17 protein-coding genes and 1 pseudogene are annotated in these 17,928 nt (G+C 47.3%); 9 read left to right on the plus strand and 9 right to left on the minus strand.

Annotated elements, in window-relative coordinates:
* The 4 genes and pseudogenes from QMA35_RS15160 to QMA35_RS15175 all read left to right on the plus strand — a co-directional run.
* Nucleotides 1-548 (plus strand): annotated as a pseudogene (locus QMA35_RS15160) (glutamine synthetase); the annotation flags it as partial.
* A 20-nt stretch (nucleotides 549-568) separates the two neighbouring features.
* On the plus strand, nucleotides 569-1,957 hold the full coding sequence (locus QMA35_RS15165) for an aldehyde dehydrogenase family protein (RefSeq protein WP_281648000.1): 1,389 nt from the start codon (nucleotides 569-571) through the stop codon (nucleotides 1,955-1,957).
* 31 nt (nucleotides 1,958-1,988) lie between these two features.
* Nucleotides 1,989-3,158, plus strand: a complete 1,170-nt coding sequence (locus QMA35_RS15170) for an iron-containing alcohol dehydrogenase (protein WP_281648001.1) — start codon at nucleotides 1,989-1,991, stop codon at nucleotides 3,156-3,158.
* 59 nt (nucleotides 3,159-3,217) lie between these two features.
* Complete coding sequence (locus QMA35_RS15175; RefSeq protein WP_281648002.1) at nucleotides 3,218-3,919, plus strand: GMP synthase; 702 nt, start codon at nucleotides 3,218-3,220, stop codon at nucleotides 3,917-3,919.
* A 17-nt stretch (nucleotides 3,920-3,936) separates the two neighbouring features.
* On the opposite strand, the gene QMA35_RS15180 is transcribed toward QMA35_RS15175, so the two are convergent.
* Complete coding sequence (locus QMA35_RS15180) at nucleotides 3,937-5,016, minus strand: AraC family transcriptional regulator (RefSeq protein WP_281648003.1); 1,080 nt, start codon at nucleotides 5,014-5,016, stop codon at nucleotides 3,937-3,939.
* A gap of 115 nt (nucleotides 5,017-5,131) precedes the next feature.
* On the opposite strand from QMA35_RS15180, the gene QMA35_RS15185 reads away from it, so the two are divergent.
* Nucleotides 5,132-6,055, plus strand: a complete 924-nt coding sequence (locus QMA35_RS15185) for a metal-dependent hydrolase (protein ID WP_281648004.1) — start codon at nucleotides 5,132-5,134, stop codon at nucleotides 6,053-6,055.
* Between the two features lie 103 nt (nucleotides 6,056-6,158).
* Here the strand turns inward: QMA35_RS15185 and QMA35_RS15190 are convergent, their stop codons facing one another.
* Nucleotides 6,159-6,932: a ferredoxin--NADP reductase gene (locus QMA35_RS15190; RefSeq protein ID WP_281648005.1), complete on the minus strand. Its 774-nt coding sequence runs from the start codon at nucleotides 6,930-6,932 to the stop codon at nucleotides 6,159-6,161.
* 128 nt (nucleotides 6,933-7,060) lie between these two features.
* Here QMA35_RS15190 and QMA35_RS15195 point away from each other — a divergent pair, with 128 nt between their 5' ends.
* Nucleotides 7,061-7,960 carry a LysR substrate-binding domain-containing protein gene (locus QMA35_RS15195; protein ID WP_281648006.1) on the plus strand — a complete coding sequence of 300 codons (900 nt, stop codon included), beginning with the start codon at nucleotides 7,061-7,063 and terminating at the stop codon, nucleotides 7,958-7,960.
* Between the two features lie 3 nt (nucleotides 7,961-7,963).
* The gene (locus tag QMA35_RS15200; protein WP_281648007.1) at nucleotides 7,964-9,352 is read left to right on the plus strand and encodes a class II fumarate hydratase; all 1,389 of its coding nucleotides are present in this window, start codon (nucleotides 7,964-7,966) and stop codon (nucleotides 9,350-9,352) included.
* Between the two features lie 181 nt (nucleotides 9,353-9,533).
* Here the strand turns inward: QMA35_RS15200 and pssA are convergent, their stop codons facing one another.
* Nucleotides 9,534-10,880, minus strand: a complete 1,347-nt coding sequence (pssA, locus tag QMA35_RS15205; protein WP_281648008.1) for a CDP-diacylglycerol--serine O-phosphatidyltransferase — start codon at nucleotides 10,878-10,880, stop codon at nucleotides 9,534-9,536.
* Between the two features lie 251 nt (nucleotides 10,881-11,131).
* Nucleotides 11,132-12,394: a porin gene (locus tag QMA35_RS15210; RefSeq protein ID WP_281648009.1), complete on the minus strand. Its 1,263-nt coding sequence runs from the start codon at nucleotides 12,392-12,394 to the stop codon at nucleotides 11,132-11,134.
* 436 nt (nucleotides 12,395-12,830) lie between these two features.
* Between QMA35_RS15210 and QMA35_RS15215 the strand changes: the two genes are divergently transcribed.
* Entirely contained in the window at nucleotides 12,831-12,998 is a 168-nt protein-coding gene (locus QMA35_RS15215) for a hypothetical protein (protein ID WP_281648010.1), read from the plus strand.
* A 79-nt stretch (nucleotides 12,999-13,077) separates the two neighbouring features.
* On the opposite strand, the gene QMA35_RS15220 is transcribed toward QMA35_RS15215, so the two are convergent.
* Genes QMA35_RS15220 through QMA35_RS15230 form a run of 3 tightly spaced genes read right to left on the minus strand, consistent with a single transcriptional unit; the run spans nucleotide 13,078 to nucleotide 15,426 of the window.
* A complete protein-coding gene (locus QMA35_RS15220) occupies nucleotides 13,078-14,220 on the minus strand; it encodes an FAD-dependent oxidoreductase (protein ID WP_281648011.1) in 1,143 nt (380 codons plus the stop codon).
* A gap of 50 nt (nucleotides 14,221-14,270) precedes the next feature.
* The gene (rd, locus tag QMA35_RS15225; RefSeq protein ID WP_281648012.1) at nucleotides 14,271-14,438 is read right to left on the minus strand and encodes a rubredoxin; all 168 of its coding nucleotides are present in this window, start codon (nucleotides 14,436-14,438) and stop codon (nucleotides 14,271-14,273) included.
* A gap of 58 nt (nucleotides 14,439-14,496) precedes the next feature.
* Entirely contained in the window at nucleotides 14,497-15,426 is a 930-nt protein-coding gene (locus tag QMA35_RS15230; protein ID WP_281648013.1) for an alpha/beta hydrolase, read from the minus strand.
* 181 nt (nucleotides 15,427-15,607) lie between these two features.
* Here QMA35_RS15230 and QMA35_RS15235 point away from each other — a divergent pair, with 181 nt between their 5' ends.
* Entirely contained in the window at nucleotides 15,608-16,057 is a 450-nt protein-coding gene (locus tag QMA35_RS15235) for an RDD family protein (protein WP_281648014.1), read from the plus strand.
* A 65-nt stretch (nucleotides 16,058-16,122) separates the two neighbouring features.
* On the opposite strand, the gene QMA35_RS15240 is transcribed toward QMA35_RS15235, so the two are convergent.
* On the minus strand, nucleotides 16,123-16,884 hold the full coding sequence (locus QMA35_RS15240) for an amino acid ABC transporter ATP-binding protein (RefSeq protein ID WP_281648025.1): 762 nt from the start codon (nucleotides 16,882-16,884) through the stop codon (nucleotides 16,123-16,125).
* On the minus strand, nucleotides 16,874-17,854 hold the full coding sequence (locus tag QMA35_RS15245) for an amino acid ABC transporter permease (protein ID WP_281648015.1): 981 nt from the start codon (nucleotides 17,852-17,854) through the stop codon (nucleotides 16,874-16,876). Before QMA35_RS15245 ends, QMA35_RS15240 begins: the two co-directional genes overlap by 11 nt.
* Between the last annotated feature and the right edge of the window lie 74 nt (nucleotides 17,855-17,928).

A 17,928-nucleotide genomic window follows, 5' to 3' on the forward strand; every position in this document is an offset into this window, starting at 1 on the left:
TTCACGATAATTCCAAAGAACATAATATCAGCGCGATACAACGACATTTTATTGCCGGGCAACAACGATTAATGCCTGAATTTTTAGCCATGCTGTCTCCCACTGTTAATAGCTATACACGACTCATTCCAGGTTTCTGGGCTCCAACCGATGCGACATGGGGTGTAGAAAATCGTACAGCAGCATTACGGGTCATTCCCGGCTCGGCCAAATCACAGCGCGTTGAATATCGCTTAGGCTCTGCGGATGCCAACCCATATCTCGCTCTAGCTGCTGCTTTGGCTTCCGGGCTCTACGGAATAATGAACAAGTGGGAACCGGAAGCACAAGTGAAGGGTAATGCCTATGAGCAGCAGCATTCGACTGAACTGGCTCTACCCAGAACCCTGTGGGAGTCCGCCCAGCGGTTTAAAACATCCAATGTTGCTCGGGACATGTTCGGTTCCGAATTTGTAGATCACTATGCGGCTTCCCGTGAATGGGAAGAAAGGGAGTTCCGCAAACACATTACCGACTGGGAAATGGACCGCTACTTCGAAATCATCTGATTAAGGCTGTTAAAAGCGATATGAGCACAATGCTACAAACCATCTCACCGATCGACGGCTCTGCGTATGTTGAACGAGAACTGGCTGACGCAACAAAAATTGAGCAGGCAATCACTCTATCCAAAAATATTCAAAGCAGCTGGAAGGCCACGAACCTTCAGGAACGAGCGACTTTATGCCGCAAAGCGGTCGAAGCATTTGTTGCCAGGAAAGACGACATTGCCCAAGAACTCTGTTGGCAGATGGGTCGCCCGATTCGTTATGCCGCAGGTGAAGTCGCAGGCGTGCAGGGGCGAGCTAACTACATGATCGATGTCGCCGCAGAAGCTCTGGCTCCCGTTCAGGTTCCTGAAAAGCAAGGATTTCAACGCTGGATCAAACGTGAAGCGTTAGGAACAGTATTTGTTGTCGCCCCCTGGAACTACCCTTTTCTTACGGCCATAAACGCGATCATGCCGGCTATCATGGCTGGTAACACTGTTATTCTGAAACACTCAGCCCAAACACCACTCTGCTCCGAGCGCCTTGTTGAAGCATTCACAGCCGCAGGCCTGCCTGAAGGTGTTTTTCAATATCTACACCTATCTCATCAGGCTACTGAAGAGCTGATGCGGAGTAATGCTGTCGATTATGTAGCCTTTACCGGTTCTGTTGCTGGCGGTGAAATGGTGGAAAAAGCCATTGTCGGGCGCTTTATTGGGGCAGGACTGGAACTGGGAGGCAAAGACCCGGCCTATGTTCGTGCTGATGCGGATCTCGACCATGCTGTAGAAACAACAATGGACGGTGCCTTCTTCAACTCTGGTCAATCTTGTTGCGGCATTGAGCGTATTTATGTTCATGAAAGCATTTATGACAGTTTCGTGGAAAAGTCTGTTTCCTTAGTAAAACAACATAAACTTGGCCGCTCCGACGACCCTGAAACCACTCTCGGCCCCGTTGTTCGCACCTCCGCAGCCGATTTTGTTCGTGGGCAGATTACTGAAGCAATTACTCAGGGAGCCGTTCCCCACATTAATGCCAAAGAATTCCCACTCGATGAACCGGGTACTCCCTATCTCGCGCCACAGATTCTCACGAATGTTGATCACTCCATGCGGGTGATGCGCGAAGAATCTTTTGGCCCGGTTGTCGGTATACAGAAAGTGTCGTCCGATACGGAAGCCATTGCTCTGATGAACGACAGCGAGTTCGGTTTAACGGCTTCAGTGTTCACCAAAGATATCGACAAAGGTATCGCGATTGGTGAACAGGTTGAGACAGGAACATTTTTCCTTAATCGATGTGATTACCTTGACCCTGCACTGGCCTGGACAGGTGTTAAAAACTCCGGCCGGGGCTGCACCTTATCGAAGCTGGGTTATGAGTCGCTCTCTCGCCCAAAATCCTTTCATATTAAAAATGTCTGAGTGCTGTAGAGAGAAGCGAAGGTAAAAGAGAATGAGCCTTGATCAGTTTACCGCCAACTGGAATTACCCTACGTCCGTTCGTTCAGGTATTGGCCGTATCCACGAGCTTGCCGATGCCTGTAAAGAACTGGGCATGACATCCCCTTTAATGATCACAGACCCCGGGCTGGCCTCTTTGCCTCCGGTGAAGAACGCGTTTCAGATTTGCATGAACGCAGACCTGAGCTGCAAGCTGTTTACGAATATTAAGGGAAACCCAAACGGCAGAAATGTTGCCGATGGTGTTAACGCATTCAAAAACGGTGATCACGATGGCGTAATTGCTTTAGGTGGTGGCTCTGCTCTCGATGCCGCGAAGGCCATTGCCCTGATGGTTGGCCAAAAGCGTTCTATCTGGGATTTCGAAGATGTAGGTGACAACTGGCTACGGGTGAATGCCGAAGGCATTGCGCCTATTGTCGCCGTACCGACAACTGCAGGAACAGGTTCCGAAGTTGGCCGGGCATCCGTGATTACCGATGAGGAAAATTACGTTAAGAAAATTATCTTCCATCCGAAAATGTTGCCGGAAATCGTTATTCTCGATGCCGAGCTAACAACCGGATTACCGGGAAAAATTACCGCTGCAACAGGCATGGATGCCCTGTCTCATAATCTAGAAGCTTACTGCTCTCCTTTTTATCACCCTATGGCTCAGGGTATCGCTCTAGAAGGCATCCGTCTGGTGAAGGACTTCCTGCCACTGGCTGTAACCGACGGTTCAGACCTGGAAGCTCGCAGCCAGATGATTGTGGCTTCGAGTATGGGCGCAACAGCTTTCCAGAAAGGTCTTGGTGGCATGCATGCTCTGGCTCACCCGCTGGGGGCTTTATATGATACCCATCATGGGTTACTCAATGCTGTGCTCATGCCTTATGTGTTGAAAGCGAATCGTGAAGCTATTGAAGGATGCATCACCCGCCTTGCCAATTATCTTCAACTGGAAGATGGCTCATTCGACGGTTTCCTGAACTGGGTTTTGGAATTACGCAAAACCGTCGGTATTCCTCACAGCCTGAGTGAAATAGGCATTGATACGGCACAGGCCGAAAAAGTTGGTGTAATGGCAACGGAAGACCCTTCTGCTGGAGGGAACCCTATAACGTTCACTACCAGCCAATATGCCAGCATCTTCACAAAAGCTGTGAATGGCGACCTCTAATTCTATCGTTGGATTATGGCTTTCATAGCCCGACTTCTACCTTGAGTATCTGCCCACATATGAAAATTGGAATTCTGCAGTGCGATGATGTGCAGGAACAACTGCAGCCTGAACACGCGAATTATCCTGAAATGTTCCAGGAGTTATTTCTCAAAGAGGACCCATCCTGCAGTTTTGCAACCTACAGGGTTCTTGATGGTGTTCTGCCACAAAGCACAGAGGAGTGCGATGTCTGGCTCATTACTGGCAGTCGCTATAGCGCCTACGATCAGCTTGAGTGGATTCCTGCACTACTGAACTTTGTGCGGTTGCTGAATAGAGAAAAGCGCAAACTGGTTGGTATTTGTTTTGGTCACCAGATTATTGCAGAAGCCCTTGGCGGAAAAGTTACACTTTCTGAGAAAGGTTGGGGGGTTGGTATGTCATTCAACCCTGTTGTAAAACAGAAATCCTGGATGCAGCCTTCCAGCAACCATTTAAATTTACTGGTAAGTCATCAAGATCAGATTACAACCCTGCCGGAAAACGCCGAGATTCTGGCCGCCAGTGATTTCTGCCCTCATTACATGGTGCAGTACGGTGATCACTTCCTAAGTATTCAGGGGCACCCAGAGTTCACCAGTAACTACTCAAAAGACCTGATGCTTAGTCGTCAAGGACGTATTCCAGATGAATCCATCAAGAAAGGTCTGGAATCATTGTCATCCAGCCCTGATTTACAGTTATCCTCCCAGTGGTTGCTTAACTTTATGAGAAATTAAGCCCTTTTGATGTTAAGTCAGGAGGGGGGCAAGCATTCATTGTGTTGATTTCTGAATGCAATGGGAGTCAGCCCTGTCCAGGTTTTGAACGACTTGGAAAAGTTGGATGCATCACTAAAACCCAATGTCGAAGCGATATCATCAAGGGGTATATTACTGTTAACCAATAAATTCTGAGCCTGCCGCAAGCGAGCTACAGATTTAATCTTTTGATAGGTCATGCCTTGGTCTTTCAGGCGACGCTGCAGCGTGCTTGCAGACATAAACATTTCAGCGGCCATTTCTTCCAGAGAAGGCTTGGCTCCTTCAACCTGCTGAATTTTATCCAACAAGCGTTCAACAATATCTTTCGGTTGTAAATTACGAAGTTCGCTTTCACACAGCTTTGTGGCGGCTTGCCCCAGTTCCTCATCTGCGGCCTGAAACGGTAATTCCATCCATGAAACAGGTATACACAACTCCATAAACGGTTGCTCAAACATAATGACAGAATCAGAATGAGATAAATAATCTGGAACTAATTCAGGTGCAGGAACAGTAAAGTTCATTCTGCTGGCACCACTCAGAATATGGCCTTCAAGCATACGGCGAAGAATAGCTTCAATACTGACAAGTGTGGACAGTTCATAAAGCACCATGACCTCTGGAGCCGATTCAAACTTATGTTCAGCATTATTCTGGAACCGTAACCGGTAATATTGCTCAGAGGGAACGACTTCAACATTCTGCACACTGGTTCTGGTAAGAATGTATTGAACCAAAATTTTGCTGGCATCCAGAAGGTTATTAGCTCCCTGAACAGCTAGCCCCAATAATCCATGCTTTCGCTCTTCAAGAAATTGTCCGAGCTCTACCGCCGTTTGATAACAATCTCCCAGCACATTCAGCAAATTCACACTGACTGGATACATGTTGGCATGGGCAATGCGGTCAGGAGGATTCAACAACATATTGACGGGTATACCGCTTCCTTCCAAAAGTGTTGAAGCGCTGACCCCCTTTGAGAAAGCAAAATCCCTCCAGTAGACCAGGTAGTCACCGGATAAAGAGAATTCACTGTCACCAAACATTTTCAAAGGGACAACGGCTGTAGCCATGAATTGACCTCTTAGCACCATCAGATTGAGACCGTATCACCTGTCCGAATTTCGAGCAACTGACCATAATTTCAGCATCTGATGATTTTTTAACCTTCATTTTCGAAGGGTATCTGTGATCAATAATAAAAAACACGAGGTCCAGACTTTGATTGATCAAGCGAACGACCAACCAGATATAAAGCCGAGAAGAATGTCTTTCCCGTTCAAACGGATGAAAGCGAATCTCTATTTTGACGACAACTCCCTGAAGTCTTCATTTATTGCTGCTCTATCGGCAACATTCCCACCCGGTGAGGCGGAGTTTATCGCCTCAGTAAGAAATTATCGCGATCAGATCAAGGATCCAAAACTGCAGGAGCAAATTCGTGGTTTTATCGGACAGGAAGGTCACCACAGTCACCAACACAAACAAGTTAATGAAACACTTAGCAATTTAGGCTGGGATGCAGCAAGACTTGAGCATTCTTTCCAGAGAGAACTGGACAAACGTATTCACAAATTCAGCAACAGGTTTCGTCTGGCTATGACCGTAGGTATGGAACACCTGACGGCTATTCTTGCCGAGCATATTCTGGAAAACCCTGAAAAACTCGCACCTATGGAACCAGAAGCAAGACACCTTCTCTACTGGCACGCGGTTGAAGAAATAGAACACAAGGCTGTCGCTTTTGACGTGTTTATGACCTGCGATGGCGATCAGAAGTACCTGCGTAAAATTTTGAAAATCGGGCGCATCCTGTTCGTCCTCAGAATCAGCGCCTATATGATTGCCATGCACTGGTGGGCCAGAAAGTTCCCTGGCTGGCGTGAAATCAAAGGGTTTGGTTCATTTCTATGGGGCAAAGATGGTGTGATTACCAGCTTGAAACAACCTTTCAGGGATTACTTCAAACCCGGCTTTCATCCGTGGGACCATGCCAATCAACACTTGATTGATAAGTGGAAAAACGATTTTTATCATCCTGAGTTTGATAAAGGCAGTGAGCAATACATCAAACCAGATGACGGACCGGCAGTTCAAGCAAGCCCGGTCTGAGAATTCCGGGGGCATTGATACTTGCTGAGTTCAATCAGCAAACTTCAACACCCCCTGGCTTTGGAATCATCTATTCAAGCGGAAAGTTCTGAAAAGAAAGAGACTATTTCTCTACAAATGCCCGCTCAATCACATAGTGTCCGGCATTTCCATGTCGGGCTTCTTCGAAACCACGAGCATCCAGAATCGCGCAGGTATCTTTAAGCATTGCCGGGCTTCCGCAGATCATAAAGCGGTCTTGTTCCAGACTGAATTCTGGCAACCCCAGATCTTCAGTGATTTTTCCGTTTTCCATCAAATCAGTCAGACGCCCCTGGGTAGGAAAGTCCTCACGGGTAACTGTTGGGTAATAAACCAGTTTATCCTTTACCAAATCACCAAAGAATTCATTGACTGGCAGTTCATCTTTAATCATTTCCTGATAAGCCAGTTCAGACACATAGCGCACGCCGTGAGTCAGGATGACCTTGTCATACTGCTCGTAGGTTTCAGGATCTTTAATAATGCTGATGAAGGGAGCCAGCCCGGTACCGGTACTGATCAGCCAGAGGTTACGCCCGGGAAGCAGATTATCCAGAATCAAGGTTCCCGTTGGCTTATTGCTGACCAGAATTTCATCACCTTCTTTCAGGTGCTGCAAACGAGAGGTCAAAGGGCCGTCCTGCACTTTGATGCTGAAGAACTCTAGCTCGTCTTCATAATTAGCGCTGGCAACACTGTAAGCTCGCATGAGTGGCTTGCCATCGACCTTCAGACCAATCATTACGAAATGACCATTCTTGAAGCGGAAGCCGGTATCGCGGGTGGTGGTGAAGCTGAACAGGGTGTCATTCCAGTGATGCACCCCTGTAACTGTTTCTGTCCTTATGGAGCTCATTTTAATTCATACCCTGCGTACGTTTTATTTTTCTAAAAATTTCGACAAGTAGTTGTTGACAAGATTACTTGGTTTTAACATATCGGTTAATCTGTTTTTATGAATATAATTAATCGATTTATTCAATAATGCGCTATACGCTCCGTCAGTTAGAGATTTTCCTTGCTGCCGCCCATACGGAAAATATCTCCCGTGCGGCAGAACAATTGTCTATGTCCCAGTCTGCAGCCAGCGGCGCTCTGAAAGAGCTGGAGAAGCAGTTTTCCATTGAACTCTTTGAACGAGTCGGCAAACGCCTGAAGCTGAGTGAAATGGGCCACTGGGTACGCCCAAAGGCCGAAGCACTTCTGGCACAAGCCACAGAGCTGGAATCTGCACTTCAAAATCAAAGCAGTGTAGGCAGCTTGCGCGTTGGTGCCACTTTAACGATTGGAAATTACCTGGCTACAGAGATGATGGTAACGTTTCTGGAACTGCACCCTCAGGCCGCAGATCAGGGCACCATTTCTCTGGATATTGCTAACACAGAGGCCATTGTCCGGGGCGTCAATAACTTCGAGATAGATCTTGGCCTCATTGAGGGTGAACTGCATCATCCAAAGCTGGATATCACTCCCTGGCATAACGATGAATTGGTTGTGTTCTGCTCCCCTCAACACCCTCTGGCCTCAAAGACAGAATTATCTGATGAGGACCTTGTAAACAATCGCTGGATTCTCAGGGAACCGGGCTCAGGAACTCGCCAGACATTCGATCGCACCATGCACGACCTGCTACCCAACCTGCAAATTGCTCTGGAACTACAACAACCAGAGGCGATTAAGCGGGCTGTAAGTGCTGGTTTGGGTATTGGCTGTATGAGTCGCATCAGTCTAACCCGTGAATTCAATGAGAACAGGCTGGTATGCCTGCCGGTTCAACACAGAGATCTTCATCGACATTTCTATGTAGTGATTCATAAGCAGAAACATCGCACCCGATATATCCAGAGCTGGCTTAAACTGCTTAAAGGACTTGGGAAGGAATAAAGTATGAGTGATATCCGTATTGAATCCGACAGCATGGGGGAGCTGGAAGTACCAGCATCCGCTCTTTACGGCGCCCAGACCCAGCGGGCGATTAACAACTTTCCGGTCAGTGGCCAACCGCTTCCAATAGCCTTTATTCGTGCCCTGATTCAAATTAAGGCAGCGGCCGCTCAAGCAAATGTGGAGCTGCAATTAATCAAGGAACCAATGGCTGACGCTATTACCCAAAGCTGCCATGAGCTTCTGGCATCCGACACACTAATGGACCATTTCCCGGTCGACATTTTCCAAACCGGCTCTGGCACAAGCTCCAATATGAATGCCAATGAAGTCATTGCTCACCTTGCCAGCAGGCGTTTGCAAGATACAGTCAGCCCAAATGATCATGTGAATTACGGGCAGAGCAGTAATGATGTGATTCCTACAGCCATTCATACCAGTGCAGCTATAGAACTGAATGATCAACTGCTTCCCGCCCTCGATCACTTAATTTCAACAACTCGCGACAAAGCAAAATCTGTTCAGCAGTATGTAAAAACCGGCCGCACACATTTAATGGATGCCATGCCTGTTCGTTTGAGCCAGAGCCTGGAAAGCTGGGCTGCCCAGCTGGAGACCTGCCAAAATCTGTTAAAGAAAATGCAGCCATCTATTCAGGCACTGGCGCAGGGAGGAACAGCTGTAGGTACGGGTATTAATGCTCACCTGGAGTTTGCCCGGGTCTTTAATCGCAAGCTCAGTAATATCACCGGCATTGATTTTCGCCCGGCTGATAATTTCTTTTCCCATATTGGTTCACAGGACACTGCCGTTGCCCTGTCAGGACAGCTGAAAACACTGGCAGTCACCATTATGAAAGTCGCCAACGATCTGCGCTGGATGAACTCGGGCCCACTGGCCGGGCTTGGGGAGATTGAACTGGAAGCTTTGCAACCAGGGTCATCTATTATGCCCGGCAAGGTTAATCCGGTTATTCCAGAATCAGCGGCCATGGTTGCGGCTCAGGTGATTGGTAACGACACTGCCATTACTGTGGGTGGACAGTCCGGAAACTTTGAGCTGAATGTGATGCTGCCCATGATTGCCGACAACCTGCTTACCAGCATTCATCTGCTGAGTAATACCTGCCGTTTACTGGCCGACAAAGCCATCGCAACGTTTTCTGTTAATGAAAACAATCTGACAGAAGCTTTAGCAAGAAACCCTATTCTTGTGACAGCTCTAAACCCGGTGATTGGTTATCAAAAGGCCGCCGAAATTGCCAAACAAGCCTATAAACAGGGTCGACCGGTTATTGATGTTGCTGCAGAGAGTACTGACATTCCAAGAGCTGAGTTGGAGAAGTTACTGGAGCCTGCCCACCTGACCGAGGGTGGTATCAGTTCTGAATAGCCCCTTCTCCAGTGGCTGCTTTTTGAAAGGGGTTTAGGGGGTGTTCTCAATTAAGCATACGACTCAGCGCCACCCGAAGGGCATTGCCGAGTTCGATGCCTGATCGAGAACGCTCCCTGGTTGAAGACCCAGAAGTTTCTTTTCAGGGTTTTCAATTCGTGCAGGCACTGGGAAGGAAGGTTCAGATGATCTTACGAAGCAAAACGTGAGCCTTCATCTTGCGTAACCGACCAATAAGTCGCTGAACCTCATCAGGATAATCACTGACTTTCTGGATCTGTCGGTAATTATCTATGCGAGTTGCATTGGCAAAAATCCGTTCCTGTTCGTTCTGAAAAGCATCACGAAGCTTATGCTCTCGATCCTGAACAAGGATACCATTCTCAAGATCCAGCCCCCAGGCCCGTGGATTCAGGTTGCTGCCGGTAATCATCGCCAGCTCATCATCCACATAGAGTCCTTTCAGGTGATAGCTGTTGTCGTTATCCTTCCAAAGCATAAGATTCAACAGGCCAGAAGAAATATCAGACTGATGCTTACGGGCAAACGAGCGCAGACTGTCTTCATACAGATAAGGCAGCCCGCCAATGGTGGAGAAAGATTCTTCCGGTGGAATATAAAAGTCGTTGGCTGTTTTATCTCCAACAACAATTGTCACCTTAACACCACGTTTCAACAGTTGGTTAATGTCCTTTGACACGGCTCGGGGAAGATTGAAATAAGGAGTGCAGATGAACACTTCTTTCTCGGCAGAACGAATCAGATCACGAATCATGCTGTTCAACCGGTTGCCCCGCGGGCCAATACCACATACAGGCGTGAGACCTACCGGCCCTTCTCCCGCTTGCGGAGTAAAGTTATACACCGCGTTGCGCATGGTTTTACGGAATCTGCGCACGCTCAGCTTTAACTTGCGCCGAAGGAACTGCCCATCAAAATTCAGCCTCTGTACAGCCGGGTGTTTACAGAAGTAAGTATCAATAAACCCTACAAAACTGTCACTCAGCGCCGGGCTGTGAATTTCGTGGTAACGGTCGTACCGGTACCGGTTATCCTGATGCAGGTACACATCATTAATGCTGGCACCGGAATAAAGAATCGTGTCATCAAACACAAATCCTTTCAGGTGCAGAACACCAAAAACTTCGCGGTTTTTAACCGGTACTCCGTGGATACCAATCGGGTACTCGTATTCAGCCGTGATTCGCTTATAGAAGTCACGGTTGGTTTGAGCAGCCTCTTCACCAATTCGCCCTCTCTGGGCTCGGTGAAAATCAACAAAAATCTGGATATCAAGAGCAGGATTGGCCTGACGAGCTTCGAACAGTGCCCGAAGAATTTCTTCTCCGGCATCATCGGCTTCAAGATACAGCGCAGTCAGATAAATACGCTGAGTCGCCGTTCTGATCAGTTCCAGAAGGCGTTCTTTAAAACCCCGGGTTGACGTGATAATGCGGTAGTCGGTGGCAGCAACTGCAACCTGAGGCAAATTATTAAGTCTTTCCCGATAATACGCAGGTGCAAACATACTTCTGCCTGAATGAGGTTCCGCGCTACCGGTTTTCTGTAACAGAACAACCGTACACCTTTAAAAGACGGTGTAACAAACGCAAAAAGCTACCAGAGAAAAGCTCCGGCAAATCGAAACAGCGCACTGTACCAAAAAACATTCAGAGATGCAGATTTTGTTGGTTTTCTATAGAAAGTGGGACGTTTATTCTTCAAGTACAAAAAACCGCTCGGGGAGAGCGGTTTTTTGGAGATCGTATTCCAGAAATCCTAGAACACGTATTGCAGACGACCAACGACAGCAGATCCGTCGCTGACAATTTTCTTGCCATTAGTTGCTGTTGCATTCTTGGCAAAGCGATTGCTGGTATCACTATTAATGTAGTTCACGCTGGCACGTACATTTTTGGTGGCAAAGTAGTTAACACCAAGAGTGAGGGCTTCAGCATCAACATCCTTGGAGGTATCTACGCCTTTAGAAGCATTGACATCAGCATCGACGTTAATTTCGCTATAACGTGCAAATACTTCCCATTGCCCACCTTTTGGCTTGCTGAACTCACCTTTCTTATAAGTACGCTTACCACCATCCAGCATATAGGAAACCTGCGCGTAGTAACCCTTAACGTCTACGTCAGTTTCTGCATTTTTACCATCAATGGTGCGTACGAAGTACTCACCCTGAAGCTGCAGAGAACCAAACTGGGCAGCACCTTCGAGAATGTATACGCTGTCTTCGTCTGCACTATCTACACTGAACAATGAAATGCTATCGGCTTTCTTAACACCTAACTTCGTGCTGCTTTTTTCTGCCTTGCTCTCGTCTACATTCGTATTCGCATAATCAAAGCCAACATGAACCAGCATGTTATCTGTCATGACAGGAGCAGCAGTGGCACGAAAGGTATAACCAAAAAGGTCGTCCTTGCTGTTGTTCTTGTCTGTACGCTTATCATGGTGAATACCGAAGTGTGCCGTGTAGTTCTTCTCAAAAACGCCTGCACGTACGCCATACTTGTTACCACCATCCTGCTCGAGTACGTCATACATCATTGGACGTTCAATACCCATAATCCAAGAAGAGCTCACTGAATCTTCCAGTCCAAAACCCCGCCCCCAGCGACCAAAGCGAAGTTCTACAGGATCAAGTCCGAGGTACTCAATATAAGCATCATCAACCTCAAACTTATCGTCGTCATCTTTGGCCAGCTTCAAGGCATATTTGAAATCCTTATAAGCCTTGCCGCTGAACTTAACTTCACCACGACGAATATAACCGGTTGTTGAATCTTTATATGCGTCATTATCGCTGTCATGGGTGTAAACATCACCAAAGCCTGCATAATCCCACTGCAGTTTGCCACTCACTTTAAAAGAAAAATCACCACTCTCAGTCTTAGCACTGAAACCACCATTCTTAGTGCTGATGATGATGTCTTCACCTTCAGTTTTTACTGTTCCAGCCTGAGCATTCATTGCCAGACCAGCAGACATTGCGGCGGCAACCGCCAGAGAGATAGCTGTACGCTTCATTAACCCACTCCTCAGTGAACTTTCGTTCTTTTTGTGTGTTGTGTTTGGTTATCACTGCGAGGAGAGAGTTTGGACGGCTAATATTTCAGGCGGGTTATTGTTTTTTGAAGGTTATATGTACAGAAGATGACACTTTTATTGAGATAAAAGCATTTTGTGTATTGAAATAAAAGTATTTTGTCTATTGAAATAAAAGCATTTTGTGTCGTTTATTTTTAAGTGCCCATGCCATATTCCCTACAGTAAAAATAATTATACTAGACCTCACAATTTCAAACTTAACCCAACAAAAAGAGAGTACTTTCCTGTGCTATTTGCTGAAGACGGAAACGTTCTGAAAGCGTTTGAGGCAAGCATTGCTCAATCGCTGCATGAGCGCGAAGAAAAGATCTGCGACACCTGAGACCGCGATCACGTACTAGGGCTCCCGTGGGGAGTGAAGGAAACAATTGCTCCGGATCATGCCGAAGCTGTGAAAGAATTTATCAGCCAGTCTGAAGACAGTGACCTGCAGTTTACCAACATGAAGGTTCACTTTTTGAAGGGTGGCGTGAAAAATGTGAAAGACAAACATCTGCTGATATACAGATATCAGCTGGTATGATTAAAAAAGGCCGTGCAGAAATACTAATTTCTGCACGGCCTTTTTTAATCACTGCACCCATTGCTTAAGGCCTTACTGCTTAAGGCATTACGGCTGGCAACAATTTATTGAGCTTCATACGTTCAGAAACAGCACTGCCAGTTAGGGCATAGCCAAGCAACTTATCACCCTTCTTATTCAGAATGCGCAATCCGCCTTCTGCATTCTCAATCTGCCACTCGCCACCATTACCTGCTGGAGGAGAAACAATTACCGGGCAGGCCGGGGTTTTCACGGTGACTGGCATGGCTCCGTAAATAACGGAAGTTTCGTCGCCATACAGCGTTTTTGCCAGCGCTCTGGCACAAGCCATAAGAGGCATAACATACAGAAGATTCAGCCCATCCACTTCGGCACAATCGCCAAGGGCATAAATATTAGAGTCTTCCGTTGCCAATGCTCTGTTAACGCAAATACCTTTGTTCACTTTCAGGCCAGACTCTCCGGCGAGAGCTGTGCGAGGACGTAAACCAATAGCGGAAAGTACAACATCCACTTCAAGGGCATTGCCATTATCAAGAGTCAGACTGACTCCGTTGTCTGCCTGATTCACTTCAGTGACGTATTGTTCCAGATAAAACTCTACGCCGATTTCAGTCAACCCTGTTTTTACCGCATCTGCAGCAGCCGATGGCAAGAGCCCTGGCATAACGGACGACGACGGCGCAATAACAGTCACTTCATAACCGCCAGTACGCAGATCATTGGCAAACTCGCAGCCGATCAAGCCGGCACCAAGAATGGCGACCTTACCAGATTCCGGCAGTGCTTTTCTGAACTTGCCGTAGTCCTGCAGATCATTAACAGAAAAGACTTTATCGAGAGCATCTCCGCCCACAGGAGGTTTTATAGTTTCAGCGCCTTGAGCCAGCACCAGTTTACTATAAGCCTCTTCCAAACCATTATTGAGTAAAAGGCGCTTACCGGCACGGTCTATAGAGTTAACCTGAATAGATGTAAGGATGCGTGCATTCAACTGCTCAGCCATAACCTCTGGCGACTGCATAGCCAAACCGTCAGCATCCTTGTTTTTGGCAAAACCGGTAGAAAGCATGGGTTTGGAGTAATTGCGCCCGTCATCGGATGTGATGAGTACGAGAGGCGTTTGGCTATCTAGCTTGCGGAATTCCCGGGCAAGGGTGTAACCCGCCAGCCCAGTGCCAACAATGACTATCGGGTCCATGAGAGCGTATCCAGTGTTTTATTATTGTTGTGGAAGGTTTAGATGGGCTATCAGCCAATTTCAACCATTTCAAAATCGTCTTTTCCAACTCCACAATCGGGGCAGAGCCAGTCTTCAGGCACATCTTCCCAAGCGGTCCCCGGCTCTATGCCATCTTCTGGCCAGCCTTCGGCTTCATCGTAAATAAAACCACAAACGATACAATGCCACTTCTTCATACTGCACAGCTCCACTACTGCGAGAGGTTTTTGATTCTTCTTATCAGGCGAAGCCAGTCTACCTTATTTTTTCTTTCTGAAAAGCCTGATTCTGAAACGCATTTTCTGATTGCCTCGCATGGTCGAGAATCATAGTCGTTAAAGAAGGCGCAAGCTGCTCAGGGAAGTCATGTCCCATCCCCGGCACTTCATGATAAACCGTTCCGGGAATTTGCTCCGCCAGATGTCGGCCACACTCCACCGGAACAAGGAGGTCTGCACTACCATGAATAACCAATGAAGGAACCTGAACCTCCTGCACCATAGGGGTTCTGTCACCAGACGCCATAATCGCAGCCATATGACGCATATAACCAGAAGCAGAAACACCACGTTTATGAATGCCATACACGTATTCATAAAGTGATTGCTCTGCGGTCGGGTAATCCGGGCTTCCGATAACTTTCCAGATTTTCATACTATGCCGCACCATGCCTTCCGGGCTTCTGTCTTTTGACTTTTGAATCAGTCGCCACTGCACGGAGAGAGCAGGCCCCGGTAGATGCCGTGCACCAGTACTGGTCATAATGGCGGAAAGTGAAGTGATCCGTTCAGAGTATTGAGCCGCCAGAATCTGCCCGATCATTCCCCCCATAGACGCTCCAACCACATGGGCTTTGGTGATATTCAGGGCATCCAGCAACCCGATTGCATCGGTTGCCATATCGTTCAGGGTATAACCTGCAGAAATACGCTTCTTCAATACTGAAGCCAGCGCAAGATCTTTCAGAGATGGCAATGGGAAGCCCTTCATGGGCGAAGACTCACCAACATCCCGATTATCAATTAACAGAACACGCCAACCGGCATCAACCATAGGTTGCCAGTAACTCCGAGGCCAACCTGTTAAAGGGGTTCCCAAACCATGTATCAGCAGAAAAACGCTACCATCTGCCGGACCATGATCTTCATAGGCAATATCTATGTCATTCACTTTTAGCTTTGGCATCTGACTATTACCGTAAAAACCTATTCCACACGACCAATCTTTATAGCATGAGGCCTGGATACGCCGATTGTCTGGCATAACCATCGTGTCCATCATTACGGCAAAGACACTTCTTTTCCCTTGCTTAGAAAAGGCGAATGCGTAAACTGCCAGACAGGTAACAATACATAGAAAAGCAACAATGTCTCGGGATACAACAGAGCAAACGGCTCCTCTCTGGCGCAGACTGGCCGCCATGGTTTACGACACGTTTCTGGTGATGGCCATGGTGATGGTGATTTCCGGGTTATATCACGCCATTGTGAATAACTGGCTCCTGGGGCGGGACGATGCGCCTATGGGTTTTAATCCTTTTCTAGGGTCCATTCTTACCTTTGTGATCTTCTTCTTTTTTGCCCACTTCTGGGGAAAGAATGGTCAGACTCTGGGAATGCAGGCCTGGAGGTTAAAACTACGCAGTTGCGAAACAGGCGGAAACCCTACCCTGACTCAAAGCCTGTTGCGGTTTATGATTGCTATTCCCGCTTTGGGGCTGGCAGGTTTAGGCTTTTTCTGGATGCTGATTGATCGAGATAAGAAAACCTGGCACGACCGGTATTCCATGACCGAAGTTATTTTACTCCCTAAGTAACCCTGCCTGTCTGCCGCCGATAATGAACCACTCGATAAATTACCATCGAGTGGTTTCCGCGCCTTTTACAGAACCTGACTTAAAAACTTCTGCAAACGCTCAGATTTAGGAGTATCAAAAAAGGCTTGCGGCGTATCTTCCACAACCAGCTCACCGCTCTCCATGAATAACACTCTGTCGGCTACCTCTCGAGCAAAGCCCATTTCATGAGTCACAACAACCATAGTCATTCCATGGTGAGCCAGTGATTTCATAACATCCAGAACTTCGCCAACCATTTCCGGGTCAAGGGCACTGGTAGGTTCATCAAACAACATGATTTTGGGACGCATGGCTAACGCACGAGCGATAGCAACCCTCTGCTGCTGCCCACCAGAAAGCTGGGACGGATAACTGCCAGCCTTGTCAGACAACCCAACTCTCAGGAGTAATTCCTTAGCACGATCTTCCGCTTCCTTGCGCTTCAGCCCTCTCACTTTCATCGGTGCCAGACAAAGATTATCCAGCACTGTCAGATGAGCGAAAAGATTAAACGACTGGAACACCATGCCAATCTCTTCCCGCAATTTATTCACGTCACCCGGAGTCGTCAGAGAAATACCATCAACAACAATCTCGCCGTCGTTAATGGTTTCCAGCTGATTCAACGTTCTGAGAAAAGTAGATTTACCGGAACCACTAGGGCCGACAATCACTACAACCTCTCCGGTTTTTACGCATGCACTCACGTTTTTCAATGCATGCACACCACCGGGATATATTTTCTCAACATGGCTCGCTTCAATAATGCTTTCTTTGGAAGCGGCAACAAAAGCCTCATCTTGCATTTGCATATTTCCGCTCCAGCCTACGTACTACAAAAGAAAGAACACCGGTAATAACCAAATACAGCAAAGCCACACTGAGCCAAACTTCAAAGGGGCTGAAGGTTGAGCTGACAACTTCTCTGCCCGCTTTGGTCAGATCAGTAATTGAGATAACCGATACAAGAGATGAATCTTTAATCAGGTTAATAAACTGCCCTGCCAACGGAGGAAGAACCCGCTTAAATGCCTGAGGCAAAATAATGTCCCGCATGGTTTGACCATAGGTCATCCCCAGGCTGCGGCCAGCTTCCATCTGCCCTTTATGGATGGACTCAATGCCGGAGCGAACAATCTCAGCAACATAAGCACCAGTGAAGACTGCCAGTGCAATCACACCTGCAGTAAAGCGATCCAGGTCGAGAACTGTGCCAATAAAAAAGTAAACAATAAATATCTGAACAAGAAGTGGTGTACCGCGTATGAGTTCTACATACAGGGTGGCAAAATCCCGCAACATGGGATTAGGGGAAATCTTTGCCAACCCGGCAAGAGTTCCAAGAATAATTGCCAGAACACCAGCATAGAGTGACAACTCTATCGTCACCGCAACCCCTTTAAGAATGGGGCCTGCCGTCCACTGTGAACTATAACCGAGGGAGTCGCCCTCAAAAATCAGATCGCCGTCTGATACGGAAACAATTTCCAAATTCTCGATAACTATGAACTGGTCACGATCCAATTCATTTTCTAATTTTAGCCTCTCACCTTCTAAAACGATTTCTCCGTCAAAAGGAGCACTCAGGTGATCTTCCGCTTCATAAACAAAATATTGCGGCAGTCGTTCCCAGCGCCATGAGTACTCAATGGTCTGGGCAGCCTTGTAAAAACCAATAGATACCGCCAGAACAATCAGGACAAACAGTCCATGCCACAGTAGCGCATTAGGTTGGCGCTCCATCTGTTTGACATGGGTTTCAATTCTTTTCGACACGCATAACTTCCCGCGTTGAATTGGTTCGATACCCCGGATGGATCACACCCGGAGCATGAATCTGAAATGACTCG

The sequence above is a fragment of the Parendozoicomonas sp. Alg238-R29 genome (genome assembly GCF_947331445.1).
Classification (GTDB): Bacteria; Pseudomonadota; Gammaproteobacteria; order Pseudomonadales; family Endozoicomonadaceae; genus Sansalvadorimonas.